Origin of the sequence: Cupriavidus sp. DF5525, from assembly GCF_040149425.2 — a bacterium.
GTDB classification, from domain to species: Bacteria; Pseudomonadota; Gammaproteobacteria; order Burkholderiales; family Burkholderiaceae; genus Cupriavidus; species Cupriavidus pickettii_A.
In genome coordinates this window covers 2,562,508-2,576,676 of the sequence record NZ_CP168266.1, presented here as the reverse complement: position 1 = coordinate 2,576,676, position 14,169 = coordinate 2,562,508, and the positions used below count along the sequence as shown (strand labels likewise).

Annotated in this window: 9 protein-coding genes; 2 read left to right on the top strand and 7 right to left on the bottom strand. The window is 69.6% G+C overall.

Going from position 1 to position 14,169, the window contains the following annotated elements:
• Positions 1-8 precede the first annotated feature (8 nt).
• From ABNX08_RS32935 to ABNX08_RS32920, 4 genes are all read right to left on the bottom strand, one after another.
• A complete protein-coding gene (locus ABNX08_RS32935; RefSeq protein WP_022537379.1) occupies positions 9-2,000 on the bottom strand; it encodes a sigma-54-dependent Fis family transcriptional regulator in 1,992 nt (663 codons plus the stop codon).
• A gap of 333 nt (positions 2,001-2,333) precedes the next feature.
• Positions 2,334-3,374, bottom strand: coding sequence for an LLM class flavin-dependent oxidoreductase (locus ABNX08_RS32930; protein WP_022537378.1), 1,041 nt, complete (start codon positions 3,372-3,374; stop codon positions 2,334-2,336).
• A gap of 177 nt (positions 3,375-3,551) precedes the next feature.
• Complete coding sequence (locus ABNX08_RS32925; RefSeq protein WP_022537377.1) at positions 3,552-6,371, bottom strand: hypothetical protein; 2,820 nt, start codon at positions 6,369-6,371, stop codon at positions 3,552-3,554.
• A gap of 129 nt (positions 6,372-6,500) precedes the next feature.
• Entirely contained in the window at positions 6,501-7,478 is a 978-nt protein-coding gene (locus tag ABNX08_RS32920; RefSeq protein WP_022537376.1) for a DedA family protein/thiosulfate sulfurtransferase GlpE, read from the bottom strand.
• 409 nt (positions 7,479-7,887) lie between these two features.
• Between ABNX08_RS32920 and kdgD the strand changes: the two genes are divergently transcribed.
• Together kdgD and ABNX08_RS32910 are read left to right on the top strand one after the other, a co-directional pair.
• Positions 7,888-8,802 (top strand): 5-dehydro-4-deoxyglucarate dehydratase, encoded by a 915-nt coding sequence (gene kdgD, locus ABNX08_RS32915; RefSeq protein WP_022537375.1) that lies wholly within the window; start codon positions 7,888-7,890, stop codon positions 8,800-8,802.
• A gap of 105 nt (positions 8,803-8,907) precedes the next feature.
• Positions 8,908-10,434 carry an aldehyde dehydrogenase (NADP(+)) gene (locus ABNX08_RS32910; protein ID WP_022537374.1) on the top strand — a complete coding sequence of 509 codons (1,527 nt, stop codon included), beginning with the start codon at positions 8,908-8,910 and terminating at the stop codon, positions 10,432-10,434.
• Positions 10,435-10,567: 133 nt separating this feature from the next.
• Here the strand turns inward: ABNX08_RS32910 and ABNX08_RS32905 are convergent, their stop codons facing one another.
• The 3 genes from ABNX08_RS32905 to gudD all read right to left on the bottom strand — a co-directional run bounded on the left by ABNX08_RS32905 (position 10,568) and on the right by gudD (position 14,139).
• The gene (locus tag ABNX08_RS32905) at positions 10,568-11,569 is read right to left on the bottom strand and encodes a tripartite tricarboxylate transporter substrate binding protein (RefSeq protein ID WP_022537373.1); all 1,002 of its coding nucleotides are present in this window, start codon (positions 11,567-11,569) and stop codon (positions 10,568-10,570) included.
• A 102-nt stretch (positions 11,570-11,671) separates the two neighbouring features.
• Entirely contained in the window at positions 11,672-12,688 is a 1,017-nt protein-coding gene (locus ABNX08_RS32900) for a tripartite tricarboxylate transporter substrate binding protein (protein WP_022537372.1), read from the bottom strand.
• Positions 12,689-12,792: 104 nt separating this feature from the next.
• A complete protein-coding gene (gene gudD, locus ABNX08_RS32895; protein WP_022537371.1) occupies positions 12,793-14,139 on the bottom strand; it encodes a glucarate dehydratase in 1,347 nt (448 codons plus the stop codon).
• Positions 14,140-14,169 lie beyond the last annotated feature (30 nt).

Here is a 14,169-nt window from a genome sequence, read left to right as displayed (position 1 = left end):
CGTGCGGCCTACTTGTCGGACGGCTCCGCAGCACCGTCGCGCCGGTTCGGCGACTGGATGCCGTAGCGCTCCATGCGGCGGTACAGCGTCATGCGGCTGATGCCGATCTGCCGCGCGACCGCGCTCAGGTTCCAGCCCGATGCGCGCAGGTACTGCATCAGCAGCATGCCTTCGGGCGGCAGTTGATGCGGATCGAACGGTGCGGTGGAGGGGGACTGTGTTTTGGCCGACTCCGGCAGCGCGGCGGAAACGGCAGGTGCAGCCAGGCCGTCCGGCAGGTCATGCGCCTCGATATAGCCGCCGGTGCAGACCGCGCGCGCGTACTCCAGCACGTTGCGCAGTTCGCGCAGGTTGCCTGGCCAGCGATAGGCGTGCAGCCGCTCGCGCGCCGCCGGCGACAGCGTGGCAGCATCGCCCGTGCCCTCCTGCAACAGCTTGCGGATCAGCCAGTCGAGGTCGGTGCGCGCGCGCAGCGGCGGCAGCTCGAAGCGCGCGCCATTGAGCCGGTAATAGAGGTCTTCACGGAAGCGCCCTTCGCCCACCAGCTGCTCCAGGCCGTGGTGCGTGGCCGAGATGACCCGCAAGCGCACCGGCACCGGCCGCGCGGCGCCGACCGGCAGCACCTCGCCCTCTGCCAGCACGCGCAGCAGCCGCGACTGCAGCTCGCGCGGCATGTCGCCGATCTCGTCAAGAAACAGCGTGCCGCCGTCGGCCTCCTGGATCAGGCCGCGCTTGCCGCGCGGGCCCGCGCCGGAAAAGCTGTTGGGCAGGTGGCCGAACAGCTCGCTTTCGATCAGCGATTCCGGGATCGCCGCGCAGTTCACCGCGACGAAGGGCCCGTCGCGGCGCGCGCTGGCCTGGTGCAGCGCCTTGGCGAAGAACTCCTTGCCACTGCCGGTCTCGCCGTGGATCAGCAGGTTGATCGGCGAATCGACCAGGCGCGCGGCGCGCTGCAGTTGCTGTTGCAGCGCGGCATCGCCGCCGGTCAGCGCGGCCAGCGCGGCAGGCATCGCTACCGGTGTTTCGGCTGCCGGTGCCTGCCAGCGCAGCGCGGGTGGCATCACGCTCAGGTAGAGCAGGCCGCTGCTGCGGTTGAGCGCCACCAGCCGCTGCTCGCTCGGGCGCGAATAGACATAGCGGCCCAGGTCTTCCAGCCGGGCGTCGAACAGCTTCTCGAATGGCTGGGCCAGTACCGTGGCGCCGTCCAGCTCACCCTCCAGCATCATCCGGGCCCGATGGTTATGGCCGACGATGCGCCCGGCATCGTCCAGCGCCAGCAGGTATTCGGGATTGACGTCGACGAACTCGGGCGCCACGTTCAGCTTCAGGATCCAGTCGCGCCGGTGCGCGCGCAGGAAGTTGGCGTTCTCGATATGCGCGGCGTAGATGCGCACCAGTTGCAGCGCCAGCCCCTGGCTGTCCTTGGCCTGCGGCGAGGTCAGTGCGGAGATGTCGAGGATGGCGTGCAGGTTGCCGTGCGTGTCGAACAGCGGCGCGGCGGTGCAGGTCAGCGGGATATGCGTGGCGTCGAAATGGTCGGCCTGGTGCACGGTGAGCGCCTGGCCCGTGACCAGCGCGGTGCCGACCGCGCAGGTGCCGGCGCCGCTCTCGCTCCATTCCGCGCCCAGGTAGAGGCCTGCATGACGCAGCGCGGCATCGCTGCGGGCGTCGCCGATATAGTCGACGGTCACGCCCTGCGCATCGGTCAGCAGCACCACGTAGCCAAGCCCGCCCACCTGGCCGTACAGACTCTGCAGCCCGTGGCGCGCGATGCGCGCGAAGTCGTCGATGCGTTCCTGGTGCTCGCGCAGCCGCGGCTGCGGCAGGATGCGCGCCTCCTGCATGCGCGAGGGATCGAGCCCGTACTGGTGCACGCAGCGCCGCCATGAATTCTGGATGATGGCGTCGTGCGCGATCCGGTCCGCCAGCACGGCGGGCGGGGCAATGTATGTGGTGGCCTGGACCACTGTTTCGATGTGCTCGCGTTGCCGCAGGTCCATCGCTGTCTCCTGGTCGTCGCTGCCGTCGGCCCTGGGAGTGGTCCCTGTGGGCGGTGGATCGGGCGGACTGTCGGGGCGCGGGCTGCGTGGCTGCGCCTTTCTGGTATCTCCGGGCCTTCTAATGTATCCGAGCGCGTCGGCCGCACGCAAACGAGAATCCCTGGGGCCTGCGCCGCCGGCCTTGCAAGTGGCGCCCACGGCATCCCGCCCTCAGCCGGCCCGGCGGCCGCTCAAGGGACGAAAACGCGGCCGCCGCCGCGCAGGTTCTGGCCGAGCAAGCGCAGTCGATGATGCGCGCAATGTCGGCATCCCGGGCTGGCGGCCTGACGTCGTTCAGACGCCTGCCGCGGTCTTCAGGCTGCGCGCTGCCTCGGCCGCGATGGCGAACGAGCGCAGCCGCGCCTGGTGGTCGTAGATCTGGCCGGTCAGCATCAGCTCGTCCGGGCGCAGGTCGTCGACGAAGCGCTGCATGCCGGCGCGCACCGTTTCCGCATCGCCAACCACCGAGCAGGCCAGCGAGCGGCGGATATGGTCGGCCTCGCTCTCGGTCCACAGCGACTCTATATCGTCCACCGGCGGGCGCAATTGCCCGGGCGTGCCGCGCACCAGCGCCAGGAACTGCTGCTGCAGCGAGCTGAACAACCGGCGCGCGTGGTCGCCGCTCTCGGCCGCGAACACATTGAGGCCGAGCATCACATAGGGCCGGTCCAGCGTTTCCGACGGCCGGAACGTGCGGCGGTACAGGTCCACCGCCTGGCGCATGAAGCCCGGCGCAAAGTGCGAGGCAAAGGCGAACGGCAATCCCATCGCCGCAGCCAGCTGCGCGCTGAACAAGCTCGATCCCAGCAGCCAGATCGGCACCTTCAGCCCCGCGCCCGGTACCGCGCGCAGGCGCTGGCCGGGACGCACGTCATCGAAGTAGGCCTGCAGTTCTTCCACATCCTGCGGGAAGGTATCCGCGCTGTCGGCCGACAGGTGCCGGCGCAACGCGCGCGCGGTGGCCTGGTCGGTGCCGGGCGCGCGGCCCAGACCCAGGTCAATGCGGCCCGGGTACAGCGAGGCCAGCGTGCCGAACTGCTCGGCGATCACCAGCGGCGAATGGTTGGGCAGCATCACGCCGCCCGAGCCCACGCGGATGCTCTGCGTGCCGTTGGCGACATAGCCGATCAGCACCGCGGTGGCGGCGCTGGCGATGCCGGGCATGTTGTGATGCTCGGCCAGCCAGAAGCGGTGATAGCCCAGTTGCTCGGCGTGGCGGGCGAGGTCCAGCGAATTGCGCATGGCCTGGCCAGCGTCGCTGCCTTCAGGGATGGGGGCGAGGTCTAGCACGGACCAGGCGACGCCTGCTTCGGTGGGGATTTGTTCGCGATGCATGATGGTCGATGGCAGGCGGCGTACGCAACACGTTGCGCCGCCGCGGCAATGCGGATGGATCGCTATCTTAGAGAGGCCGGGCCAATCGTGCTGGCGGCCGGATCGCGGCCCTTCGGGCGGCGTGGGTATCGGCGACGGCCCGGCGCGCCGTTGCCTCTTGTTGTGCCTCTAGTTGCCTCAGGCCAGCAGCGCGCGCCCCACGACGCCACCCAGCACGCGCTGGCCGATCGCATGGCCCAGCGCGCGATAGCTTTCCCATTGCGCCTCATCGAAGAACTGGTCGGCGGTGGCTTGCTGCGGAAAGGTGGGATGCGCCGCGCCGTACTGGCGCACGTCCGCCAGCGCCCATGACACCAGCCGCGGCTTGAGCAGCACGATGCGGCAGACCCGCGCGCGCGGCGCCGCGCATCCCGGCTCGGTGCGATAGACGTTGAGCAGCACCGCACATTTGTCTGGCCGCTTGTCGTCACCCTCCGCGCCCGGCAGGAAATCCTCCGGCACGCCGAAGACGCGGCTCAGCACCGGATGCGTGGTGGCCGCCTCGGTATCGACCACGATCTCGAGCCCGTAATCGATGCGCGCCAGCCGGATCAGGTTGGCCAGGTCGCCGAAGCGGTAGTCGGGATCGCCGCCGCAATCGCACAGCACGATCAGCGAGACGTCACGCCCGGGACGCAGCAGTTCATAGACACCGGTGTTGTCGAAGTGGCCGCCGTCGGACAGGTATTGCCAGCCGCGCCGCGTGCCATGGAAGCGCGCGGCCAGCTCGCAGCCGAGGTAATACTGCGTGCGAAACAGCGCCATGCCGGCGGCGAGCCACGGATGCGAGGCGCGTTCGGGCTGGCGCCGCGCCCGGCCCCGGCGGCCGCCCTCGCGCGCATGGCTGGCCGGGTACGACGGCCACCACGTGCCCAGCCGCAGGTTGGCCAGGCCAAGCAGCAGCGAGGTGCCAAGCGTGGTCGCGCGCCCCAGCCCGGTCGATACCACCGCGCCCGAGATCGCGATCCAGTCGCCCACGGTGCGCGATTGGGCCAGCTTGCCGGACGAAGGCCATGACACATCGGGGCAGCAGGCCCAGCCATCGATGGTGAAGCGCGCGTACGCATCCGGCGCGAGGGTGGCCGCCGCGCCCGGCTGCGCCACGCAGGCGCCGGGCGCCAGGCACAGCGGCTTGCCCTTGCGGTCGCGCTGCACCAGCTGTTCGGCCGGGTCGACGGTCAGGTTCAGCGTGACGTTGATCAGGTGCAGCGGCGCCAGCACGCGCGGATCGTAATAGGTGTTCAGGCTGAGCTGGTCGCCCGCCACCGGCTCGGCCACGCTGAAGCGTTCGCGCTGGCGGCCGTCCGGGTCCGCGCCCGGATCGGGCGCGGCAAAGCGTTCGCCGTTGGACGCGCCCAGGAACGCGCGCGTCAGCCGCGCCGCGTAGAACGGCTGCAGCGTGGACAGGTTCAGGAAGCCGGCAAATTGCCCCGCCACCAACGCCAGCACCAGCGCCACCACGGTCAGCGTGAATAGGGCCGGACCGGTATAGGCGGTGCCGTACACCAGCCAGTCGACCGGCTCGCGCCCGTCCCAGCGCACCCACAGCACCAGCCACGACCACAGCACGAACAGCAGCAGCGCCAGCACCGCCGCCGCCGCGCCGGCCAGCAGCGACACCGGCAGCCTGGCACCCAGCGCACGCCACGGCGTAGCGGCGCTGCCCTTGCGGCCTTCGTCGAGCCAGCGCGAGCCGTAGCGCACCAGCCAGACCAGCACGCCGAGCACGCCCGCCGGCAGCGCCGCGCCCCACGGATGGCGCACTGCGTGGGCATAGAGGTAGGCGGTACGCGCGGCGGTATCGGCAAGGCCCAGCGCCGCCAGCCACAGCGTCAGCGTAAAGGCGCCGCGCAGCGCGCGCGTGGCGCGCACGCGGTAGGCGGCCACGGTGGGCGGCTCGCCCCGCAGCAGCAGCAGGCAACACAGCACGCCCAGCAGTGTCAGCACGCCGAGCGTGGCGAACAGCCCGCCAGTGACCAGCCCGCGGCCGAGCCATTCCGACCAGCGCGCCGCGCCCAGCAGCATGAGTGCGAGCAGCGTGGCCACCAGCGGCGCCGGGGCAAGAAAGCGCGCCGCCGCCTGCGGATCGTTGGCGCGCGGATAGACCAGCCAGTACGCCAGCCCGGGCGGCACCGCGCCGACCACGGCCGTGACCAGCGGCAGCCACAGCAGCGTGCTCCACCAGATTGCGTAGCGCCCTTCGTTGAAGGCCTGCCGCGCGTCGTGCAGCAGGTCCATCTCATAGCGGCCGAGCCCATAGGACACACCGACCGCGACGTGCTGGCCGAGCGCCAGCACGGCCAGCAACACCAGCAGCGCGCTGCCGATCACGTAATGCATGGCGAGCCAGTTGCGCACCACCAGCGCGGCGGCATAGAGGTTGTCGCCGGCGCCGGTGGGCGACAGGTAGCGGCCGTTCTCGCGCAGCCACGCCACCGCGCCGCGCCCGGGATCGGCGGCGTAGGACACCGAGGTGTGGATGCGCCCAGGCGGCTCGCATTGCAGCGTGTGGTAGGCGTCGGCCGCGGCCTGGACCGGGCTGGTGCCCCGGCGCAGGCGGCCGGGCACGAACAGGCTGACGAAGAAGGCGCCGAGATAGCCGCCGCCGCTGACGGTGGACAGGTAGTCGAACTGCGCCAGCAGTGAGGCCAGGCCCGGCACGGCCTGCGCCGCTGCCGCGGTCGCAGCGGCCGGCGTGACCGGGTGCTGCGCCGGGGCTTCCGGGGCGGGCGCCGGCTGCACGGCTTCGGCGGGCAGCTCAGTGCCCGACAGCGCCTGCATCACGCCAAGGCAGAAGGTGGCGCTGCGGATGCCACCGCCCGACAGCGCCAGCGCCCAGTTGCGCTGGCCTTCGCTCACGCGCGGCGCGATGCCGAGCTGGCGGCGTCGGTGCGCGATGCGGGTCGCCTCATCGCCTGTTCCGCCAGTTCCCCCGGATCCGTGCTCTTCCGCGGTCATGCGGGCCTCCCGGTTGCAGTCGGTCTGCGCCAAGTATAGGCGGCGGCGCATGGCGAAGCGGCTGGCCTGGCGCGGTGATATCCGCCAAGCGCGGCAGGCGTCCTGGCGCCAGGCGCCCGGTGTCAGCCGTCAACCCGCCGCGGCGTGGCCCGGATCGGTGTGCGTCGCGGCCGGCGCAGCGTCGCCGTGGCGCCGCTTCCATTCGTCGAAGCCGCCGGCCAGTGCCCAGGTCCTGGCATAGCCGGCGGTGCGCAGGTGCTCGGCCAGCAGCGCGGCGGACAGCTCATGGGGGCAGGCGCAATAGACCACGATGTCTGCCTTCTCGGGTGGCACGCCGAGCGCGTCGAGGCTGTCCAGCGCCCCCTGCAGGTCCAGCACCACCGAGCCGGGGATGCGCTCCATCGGCACATCGCCATGCGCGCGCACGTCGATCACCACGGGCAGGCTGCCGGCCTGCCGGCGCGCTTCCAGTTCATCCACCGACATGCGCGGCACGCGCCGGGTGCGGCGCAGCAGGCGCAAGCGGCGCCACCAGCGCCACGCCAGGAACAGCGCAAATGCCGCCACCACCGCCACCACCGCCATGTGACCGTAGGTGCTGAAGCCCTCCAGGATGGCATCGATAAAATCGCTGAACACCACGCCCACCAGCAAGCCGCTGCCAGCCCACACCAGCGAGCCGATCGCGTCGTAGAACAGGAACACCGACAGCGGCGTGCCGGTCATGCCGGCCATCGCGGTGGACAGCGCACCGGCGCCCGGCAGCAGCTTGGCAAACACCAGCGAACGCGGGCCCACGCGCAGGTACAGCGACTGGGTCTGGCGGATGCAGGAATCAGGCGAGATCGAGACCTTGCAGATGGTGCGCAGCATCGGCTGCCCGAGCCGGCGCCCGGCAAAGTACCAGCCGGTATCGGCGATCAGGCAGGCGATGATCACGGCGGCCAGCACCGCGCCGATCGACGGCCCGGTCTCCTGCATGCCCAGCGCGCCGGCCACGAACAACATCGGATACGCCGGAATCGGCAGGCCCGCCTGCTCGACCAGCACGTTCAGGAACACCAGCATCAGCCCGTGGTTTTCCAGCAAGGCCTGTAACTCTCCCACCGCTCTCTCCCCGTCAGTCCAGGATGCCAGTGTGCCAGTCGCGAAGGCCCAATGCACCGGGCGCGTTTGCATGGGTGTTTCAAATTTACTGAGCGCGCGAGGCGGCTTGATATGTCGGCTGAGGCACGATGCTGAATTACGTTGTCCTACAACAGCGCCATCGCGGCAAGCCCTCGGCGGGGCATCGGGAAAGCGCCTCAACGCACGCTTGCCCTCCCCGCTCAGTCCTACTGCCGGCGCGCCTTCCCGCCGAAACACCGCGTTCCTCCCTGTAAACCCCGACGGTCCCTTCACCCTATTGCCTTTACCCGGTCATTGTCGTACGATGACTGATAACTCGAATGTCCCGCAGGACCGGGTTGACCGACAACCGCCACCCTGGGCCCCCGGCCCGATCAGGAATTCGCCAATGCTCGCACCCAACGAACTCAAGAAAATCGTCTCGGAAGGCCTGCTCTCCTTCCCCGTCACCGACTTCGACCGCGCAGGCAACTTTGCGCCCAAGCCCTACGCCGACCGCCTGGAATGGCTGGCTCCGTACGGCGCCACCGCACTGTTCGCCGCCGGCGGCACCGGCGAGTTCTTCTCGCTGACTCCGGCCGACTACACCGCCGTGGTCGACACCGCGGTCCGCACCTGCGCCGGCAAGGTGCCCATCCTGGCCGGCGCCGGCGGCCCGACCCGCACCGCCATCGCCTACGCGCAGGAAGCCCAGCGCCTGGGCGCGGCCGGCGTGCTGCTGCTGCCGCACTACCTGACCGAAGCCAGCCAGGACGGCATCGCCGCCCACGTGGAAGAGGTGTGCAAGTCGGTGGATATCGGCGTGATCGTCTACAACCGCGCCAACTCCAGGCTGGATGCCACACAACTGGCCCGCCTGGCCGACCGTTGCCCCAACCTGATCGGCTTCAAGGACGGCGTGGGCGATATCGAGGCGATGGTCAGCATCCGCCGCAAGCTGGGCGACCGCTTCTCCTACCTGGGCGGCCTGCCCACCGCCGAGGTCTATGCCGCAGCCTACAAGGCGCTGGGCGTGCCGGTGTATTCGTCGGCGGTGTTCAACTTCATCCCCAAGACCGCGATGGACTTCTACCGCGCCATCGCCGCGGATGACCACGACACCGTGGGCCGCCTGATCGACAACTTCTTCCTGCCGTACCTGGTCATCCGCAACCGCAAGGCCGGCTATGCCGTCAGCATCGTCAAGGCAGGTGCCCGCCTGGTCGGCCGCGATGCCGGCCCGGTGCGCGCGCCGCTGACCGACCTGACCGACGAAGAGATGGAAATGCTGGGCACGCTGATCAACAAGCTCGGCCCGCAGTAATCCGTCCTGCATTGCATATCGACAGGCCGGCCGCGGGGCACATTGCCCTCCGGCCGGCTTGTTCCGCTTGTTCTCACACAAATTACGCTGACAAGGAAACCTTCCATGCACATCACCGGCGACATGCTGATCGGCGCGCAAGCCGTGCGCGGCTCCGAATCCCTGCTGCAGGCCATCAACCCGGCCACGGGCGAAGCCCTTGGCCCTGACTTCCACGGTGGCGGCCAGGCCGACGTCGAGCGCGCCTGCGCACTGGCCGAAGCTGCCTTCGACACCTATCGCAACACCACGCCCGAGCAGCGCGCGGCCTTTCTCGAGGCGATCGCCGCGGGCATCGAGGCACTGGGCGACACGCTAATCGAGCGCGCCAACCTGGAAAGCGGCCTGCCCATTGCACGCCTGCAGGGCGAGCGCGGCCGCACCGCCGGCCAACTGCGCCTGTTCGCCACCGTGCTGCGCGAAGGCCGCTGGCAACAGGCCACCTTCGACGCCGCGCTGCCCGAGCGCAATCCGCCGCGCCCCGACCTGCGCATGCAACGCATCGCCATCGGCCCGGTGGCGGTGTTCGGCGCCAGCAACTTCCCGCTGGCGTTTTCCGTGGCCGGCGGCGACACCGCTTCGGCACTGGCCGCTGGCTGCCCGGTGGTGGTCAAGGCGCACTCGGCGCACCTGGGCACGTCCGAGCTGGTCGGGCGCGTGATCCAGAAGGCGGTGCGTGATGCCGGCCTGCCGGAAGGCGTGTTCTCGCTGCTGGTCGGCGCGGGCAATGTGGTCGGCACGGCGCTGGTGTCGCATCCGGCGATCCAGGCGGTCGGCTTCACCGGCTCGCGTTCGGGCGGCATGGCGCTGATGCAGGCGGCCAACGCACGCCCGCAGCCGATCCCCGTCTACGCCGAGATGAGCAGCATCAACCCGGTGTTCCTGATGCCCGCCGCGCTGCAAGCGCGCGGCGCCGAAATCGGCCGCCAGCTGGTGGATTCGCTGGTGCTGGGCGTCGGTCAGTTCTGTACCAACCCCGGGCTGGTGATCGGCATCGAAGGCCCGGCGCTCGACCAGTTCCGCGCCGCGGCGCTGGACGCGCTGGCGGGCAAGCCGGCGGCGACGATGCTGACGCCGGGCATCCATGCGGCCTACGAGAAGGGGGTGGCGCAGCTGTCGTCGCTCGACGGGCTGCAGCGCATCGGTAATGGCGTGGCAGCCACCGGCACCAACCAGGCCCGCCCGGTGATGTTCGAAACCACCGCGGCGCAGTTCCTGGCCGATCATCGCATGCAGGCCGAGGTCTTCGGCCCGTCGACGGTGCTGGTGGTCTGCCGCGACCTGGAGGAAATGCTCGCACTGGCACGCCAGCTCGAAGGCCAGCTCACCGCCACCATGCAGCTTGACGACGCCGACCACGACGCCGCGCGCCGCCTGCTGCCGGTGCTCGAGCGCAAGGCCGGCCGCGTGCTGTGCAACGGCTACCCCACCGGCGTGGAAGTGGCCTACGCGATGGTGCATGGCGGGCCGTTCCCGGCGACTTCGGATGTGCGCTCGACTTCTGTCGGCACCACCGCGATCGATCGCTTCCTGCGTCCGGTCTGCTACCAGAACCTGCCGCAGGCATTGCTGCCGGAAGCAGTGAAGGGTTGATCGCCCAGGCCCCGCCGCGCGCGGGGCCGCTTCTTTTAAGTAGTAGCGTCCAACAAAAAACGCCCGCGAAGGGCGTTTCTTGTTGGAGCTGCTATTGAATTGCCGCCGGCATTGCCGGCCGCAAGCTTGCGCTTCAGGCGTCCAGCTTGATGCCGGCCTGCTTGACGACACCGGCCCAGCGCGCCTGCTCGGTGGAGAAGAACTTGCCGGTTTCAGCCGGCGTCATCGTCACCACTTCAGCCCCCTGCGCCACCAGTTGCGAGCGCAGTTCCGGCGCACGGATGATCTTGATCAGCTCGGCGCTGAGGCGCGCCACCAGCGCATCCGGCATGCTCGCCGGCGCCATCACGCCCTGCCACGTGCCCGACTCGAAATTCGGCACGCCCTGCTCGGCGATGGTCGGCACGTTCTGCAGCAGCGGCATGCGCGTGCGCTTGGACTGGGCGATCACCTTGAGCTTGCCCGACTGCACATGCGGCAGCGTGGCCAGCATGCCGTTCATCAGCACCTGCGCGCTGCCGCCGACGGTATCGGCGATCGCCTGCGAGCCGCCCTTGTACGGCACGTACTGCCACTTGGCGCCGGTGGCCTGTTCCACCGCCACGCCCGCCAGGTGCGGCGCGCTGCCGATCGCGGTCACGGCGAAGTTCAGCTGGCTGCGCTTGGACAGCTCGACCAGTTCCTTCAGGTTGCTGACCTGCACCGACGGATGCACCACCAGCAGGTGCGGCGAGTAGGCCAGCATCGTCACCGGCTTGAGGTCCTTGGCGATATTGAAGCTCAGCTTGGTGTACACCGACGGGCTGATCGCCAGCGCGCCGATATCGCACAGCATCAGCGTGTGGTTGTCGGTGGCCTGCGCGACCATCGCCGCGCCGACGTTGCCGTTGGCGCCCGGCTTGTTGTCCACCACCACGGACTGGCCCAGCGCCTCGCCCAGCTGCTTGCTGATCAGGCGCGCGATGATGTCGGACGAGCCGCCGGCGGTGTACGGCACCACCAGGCGGATGGGGCGGGTCGGCCAGGCCTGCTGCGCGGCGTGCGCGCCGGTGGCCAGGCCGGCGAGCGGGCCGGCGGCGATGCCCGCGGCCAGCGCGGAAGTCTGCTTGAGGAAGATGCGGCGTCCCTGGGTCATGTTGTGTCTCCGTTGTCGTTGCAATGCGCCGGCGCGGCACGGTTGACGTGCGGCGGCCGGCGCGGTCGAGTCTTTAATTGGGTGTGGTCGGGGTCCGTGCGCTCAATCCAGCACGATGCGGCCCTTCTCGATCACGGTCTTCCAGCGCTCCAGCTCCTGGGCCTCGAACTGGTTGAACTGCTCCGGCGTATTGGCGACCACCTCGAAGCCGCTCTCGGCCAGCTTCTGGCGCATCTTGGGATCGTTCAGCGCGCCCACCAACGCGCCGTGCAGGCGCGTCTTCACGTCGGCGGGCAGGCCACGCGGCGCGGCCACGCCTTGCCACGAGTAGACCTCGACGTCCTTCACGCCCGCTTCGGCCATGGTGGGCACGTTAGGCAGCACTGCCGAGCGCTTGTCGGAAGTCACCGCCAGCGCCTTGAGCTTGCCGGTGCGGATGTGCTGCAGCACAGCGTTGACGTTCTGGAACGACACATCGACCTGGCCGGCGAGCAGGTCCGAGATCGCCGGTGCGCCGCCCTTGTAGGGCACGTGCAGGCCGTCGGTGCCGGTCCTCTGCCAGAACAGCGCGGCGGTCAGGTGGTCGGAAGAGCCCGCGCCGGACGAGGCAAAGCTCACCTTGCCCGGGTTCTTCTTCATATGGGCCACCAGTTCTTGCAGGTTGTTGGCCGGGAACTTCGGGTTGGCTACCAGCACGTTGGGCGCGCGCACCGCCACCGTCAGCAGGTCGAAATCCTTGGCCGGGTCATAGCCCAGGTTTTTCTGCAGGAACGGGTTGACGGCATAGACGCCGATCGAGGCCACCATCATGGTGTAGCCGTCCGCGGGCGCGCGCTTGACGAAGGTCGCACCGATCGCGCCGGTCGCGCCAGGCTTGTTGTCGACCACGAACGGCTGGCCGAGCTTGTCATTGAGCGGCTGCGTCAGCATGCGCGCGATGGTGTCGCTGGAGCCGCCCGCGGGGAACGGCACCACCACCGACACGGGGCGTTGCGGCCATTCCTGCGCCGCGTCCGCCGTGCCGGCGCTCAGCGCCGCCACCGCGAGGACCGAACCGAAAGCCATGGCGCGCAGCCAGTCTTGCAGGCGCAGCGCGCCAGTGCGTTGGAAGGGATACATCGTCTGTCTCCTGCTGTGTCTTGTACTGGGACTGGCCCGCCGTCGTGGCGACGGCGGCCGTGGATGTTGCTGGATGGGATTGTCGGGGCTGCCTTAGTGCACCTTCAGCGCACCATGCAGGGCGCCTTGTTGTTGAACTTCCAGTTCGGGATCAGGAACTGCATGGCGATGGCATCGTCGCGCGCGCCCAGGCCCTTGCTCTGGTACAGCGCATGGGCACGGCCCAACGCATCCATGTCGAGTTCCACGCCCAGGCCCGGCGTCCTGGGCACCTGCACCAGCCCGCCTTCGATCTTCAGCGGCGCCTTGGTCAGCGGTTCGCCGTCCTGCCAGATCCAGTGCGTGTCGATGGCGGTGACGCGACCCGGCGCGGCCGCGGCCACGTGGGTGAACATCGCCAGCGAGATATCGAAGTGGTTGTTCGAATGCGAGCCCCAGGTCAGGCCCCACTCGGCGCACATCTGCGCCACGCGCACCGAACCCTGCATGGTCCAGAAGTGCGGGTCGGCCAGCGGGATGTCGACCGACTGCAGGCGCACCGCATGGCCCATCTGGCGCCAGTCGGTGGCGATCATGTTGGTGGCGGTGGGCAGGCCGGTGGCGGTGCGGAACTCGGCCATGATCTCGCGGCCGGAATAGCCGTCCTCGGCGCCGCACGGGTCTTCGGCGTAGGCGAGCACGCCGCGCTTGTCGCGGCACAGGCGCACGGCCTCGGCCAGCGACCAGGCGCCGTTGGGGTCCAGCGTGATGCGCGCCTTTGGGAAGCGCTCGGCCAGTGCGAGAATCGCTTCCATCTCTTCTTCGCCGCGCAGCACGCCGCCCTTGAGCTTGAAGTCGTTGAAACCGTAGCGGTCGTAGGCGGCCTCGGCCAGGCGCACCACGGCCTCGGGCGTCATCGCCACTTCATTGCGCAGGCGGAACCAATCGTTTTCGGCGTTGGGCTCGGTGCGGTAGTCCAGCGTAGTGCGCTGGCGGTCGCCGATATAGAACAGGTAGCCGAGCATCTCCACGGCGTCGCGCTGCTGGCCTTCGCCCAGCAGTGCCGCCACCGGCACCTCCAGGTGCTGGCCGAGCAGGTCGAGCAGCGCCGACTCCAGCGCGGTCACGGCGTGGATGGTGATGCGCAGGTCGAAGGTCTGCAGGCCGCGGCCGCCGGCGTCGCGGCTGGCAAAGGTGGCGCGCACGCGGTTCAGGATGGCCTGGTACTGGCCGATGGGCTGGCCGACCAGCAGCGGACGCGCATCTTCCAGCGTCTGGCGGATGCCCTCGCCGCCCGGCACTTCGCCCACGCCGGTATGGCCGGCGCTGTCGCGCAGGATCACGATATTGCGCGTGAAGTACGGGCCATGGGCGCCTGACAGGTTCATCAGCATGCTGTCATGCCCGGCCACGGGGACTACGGTGAGTTCGGTGACGACCGGGGTATGGGCGGCGGCGGCGGATTGGGTCATTTCTGGGGTGTCTCCGGCATTTCCGAGTCG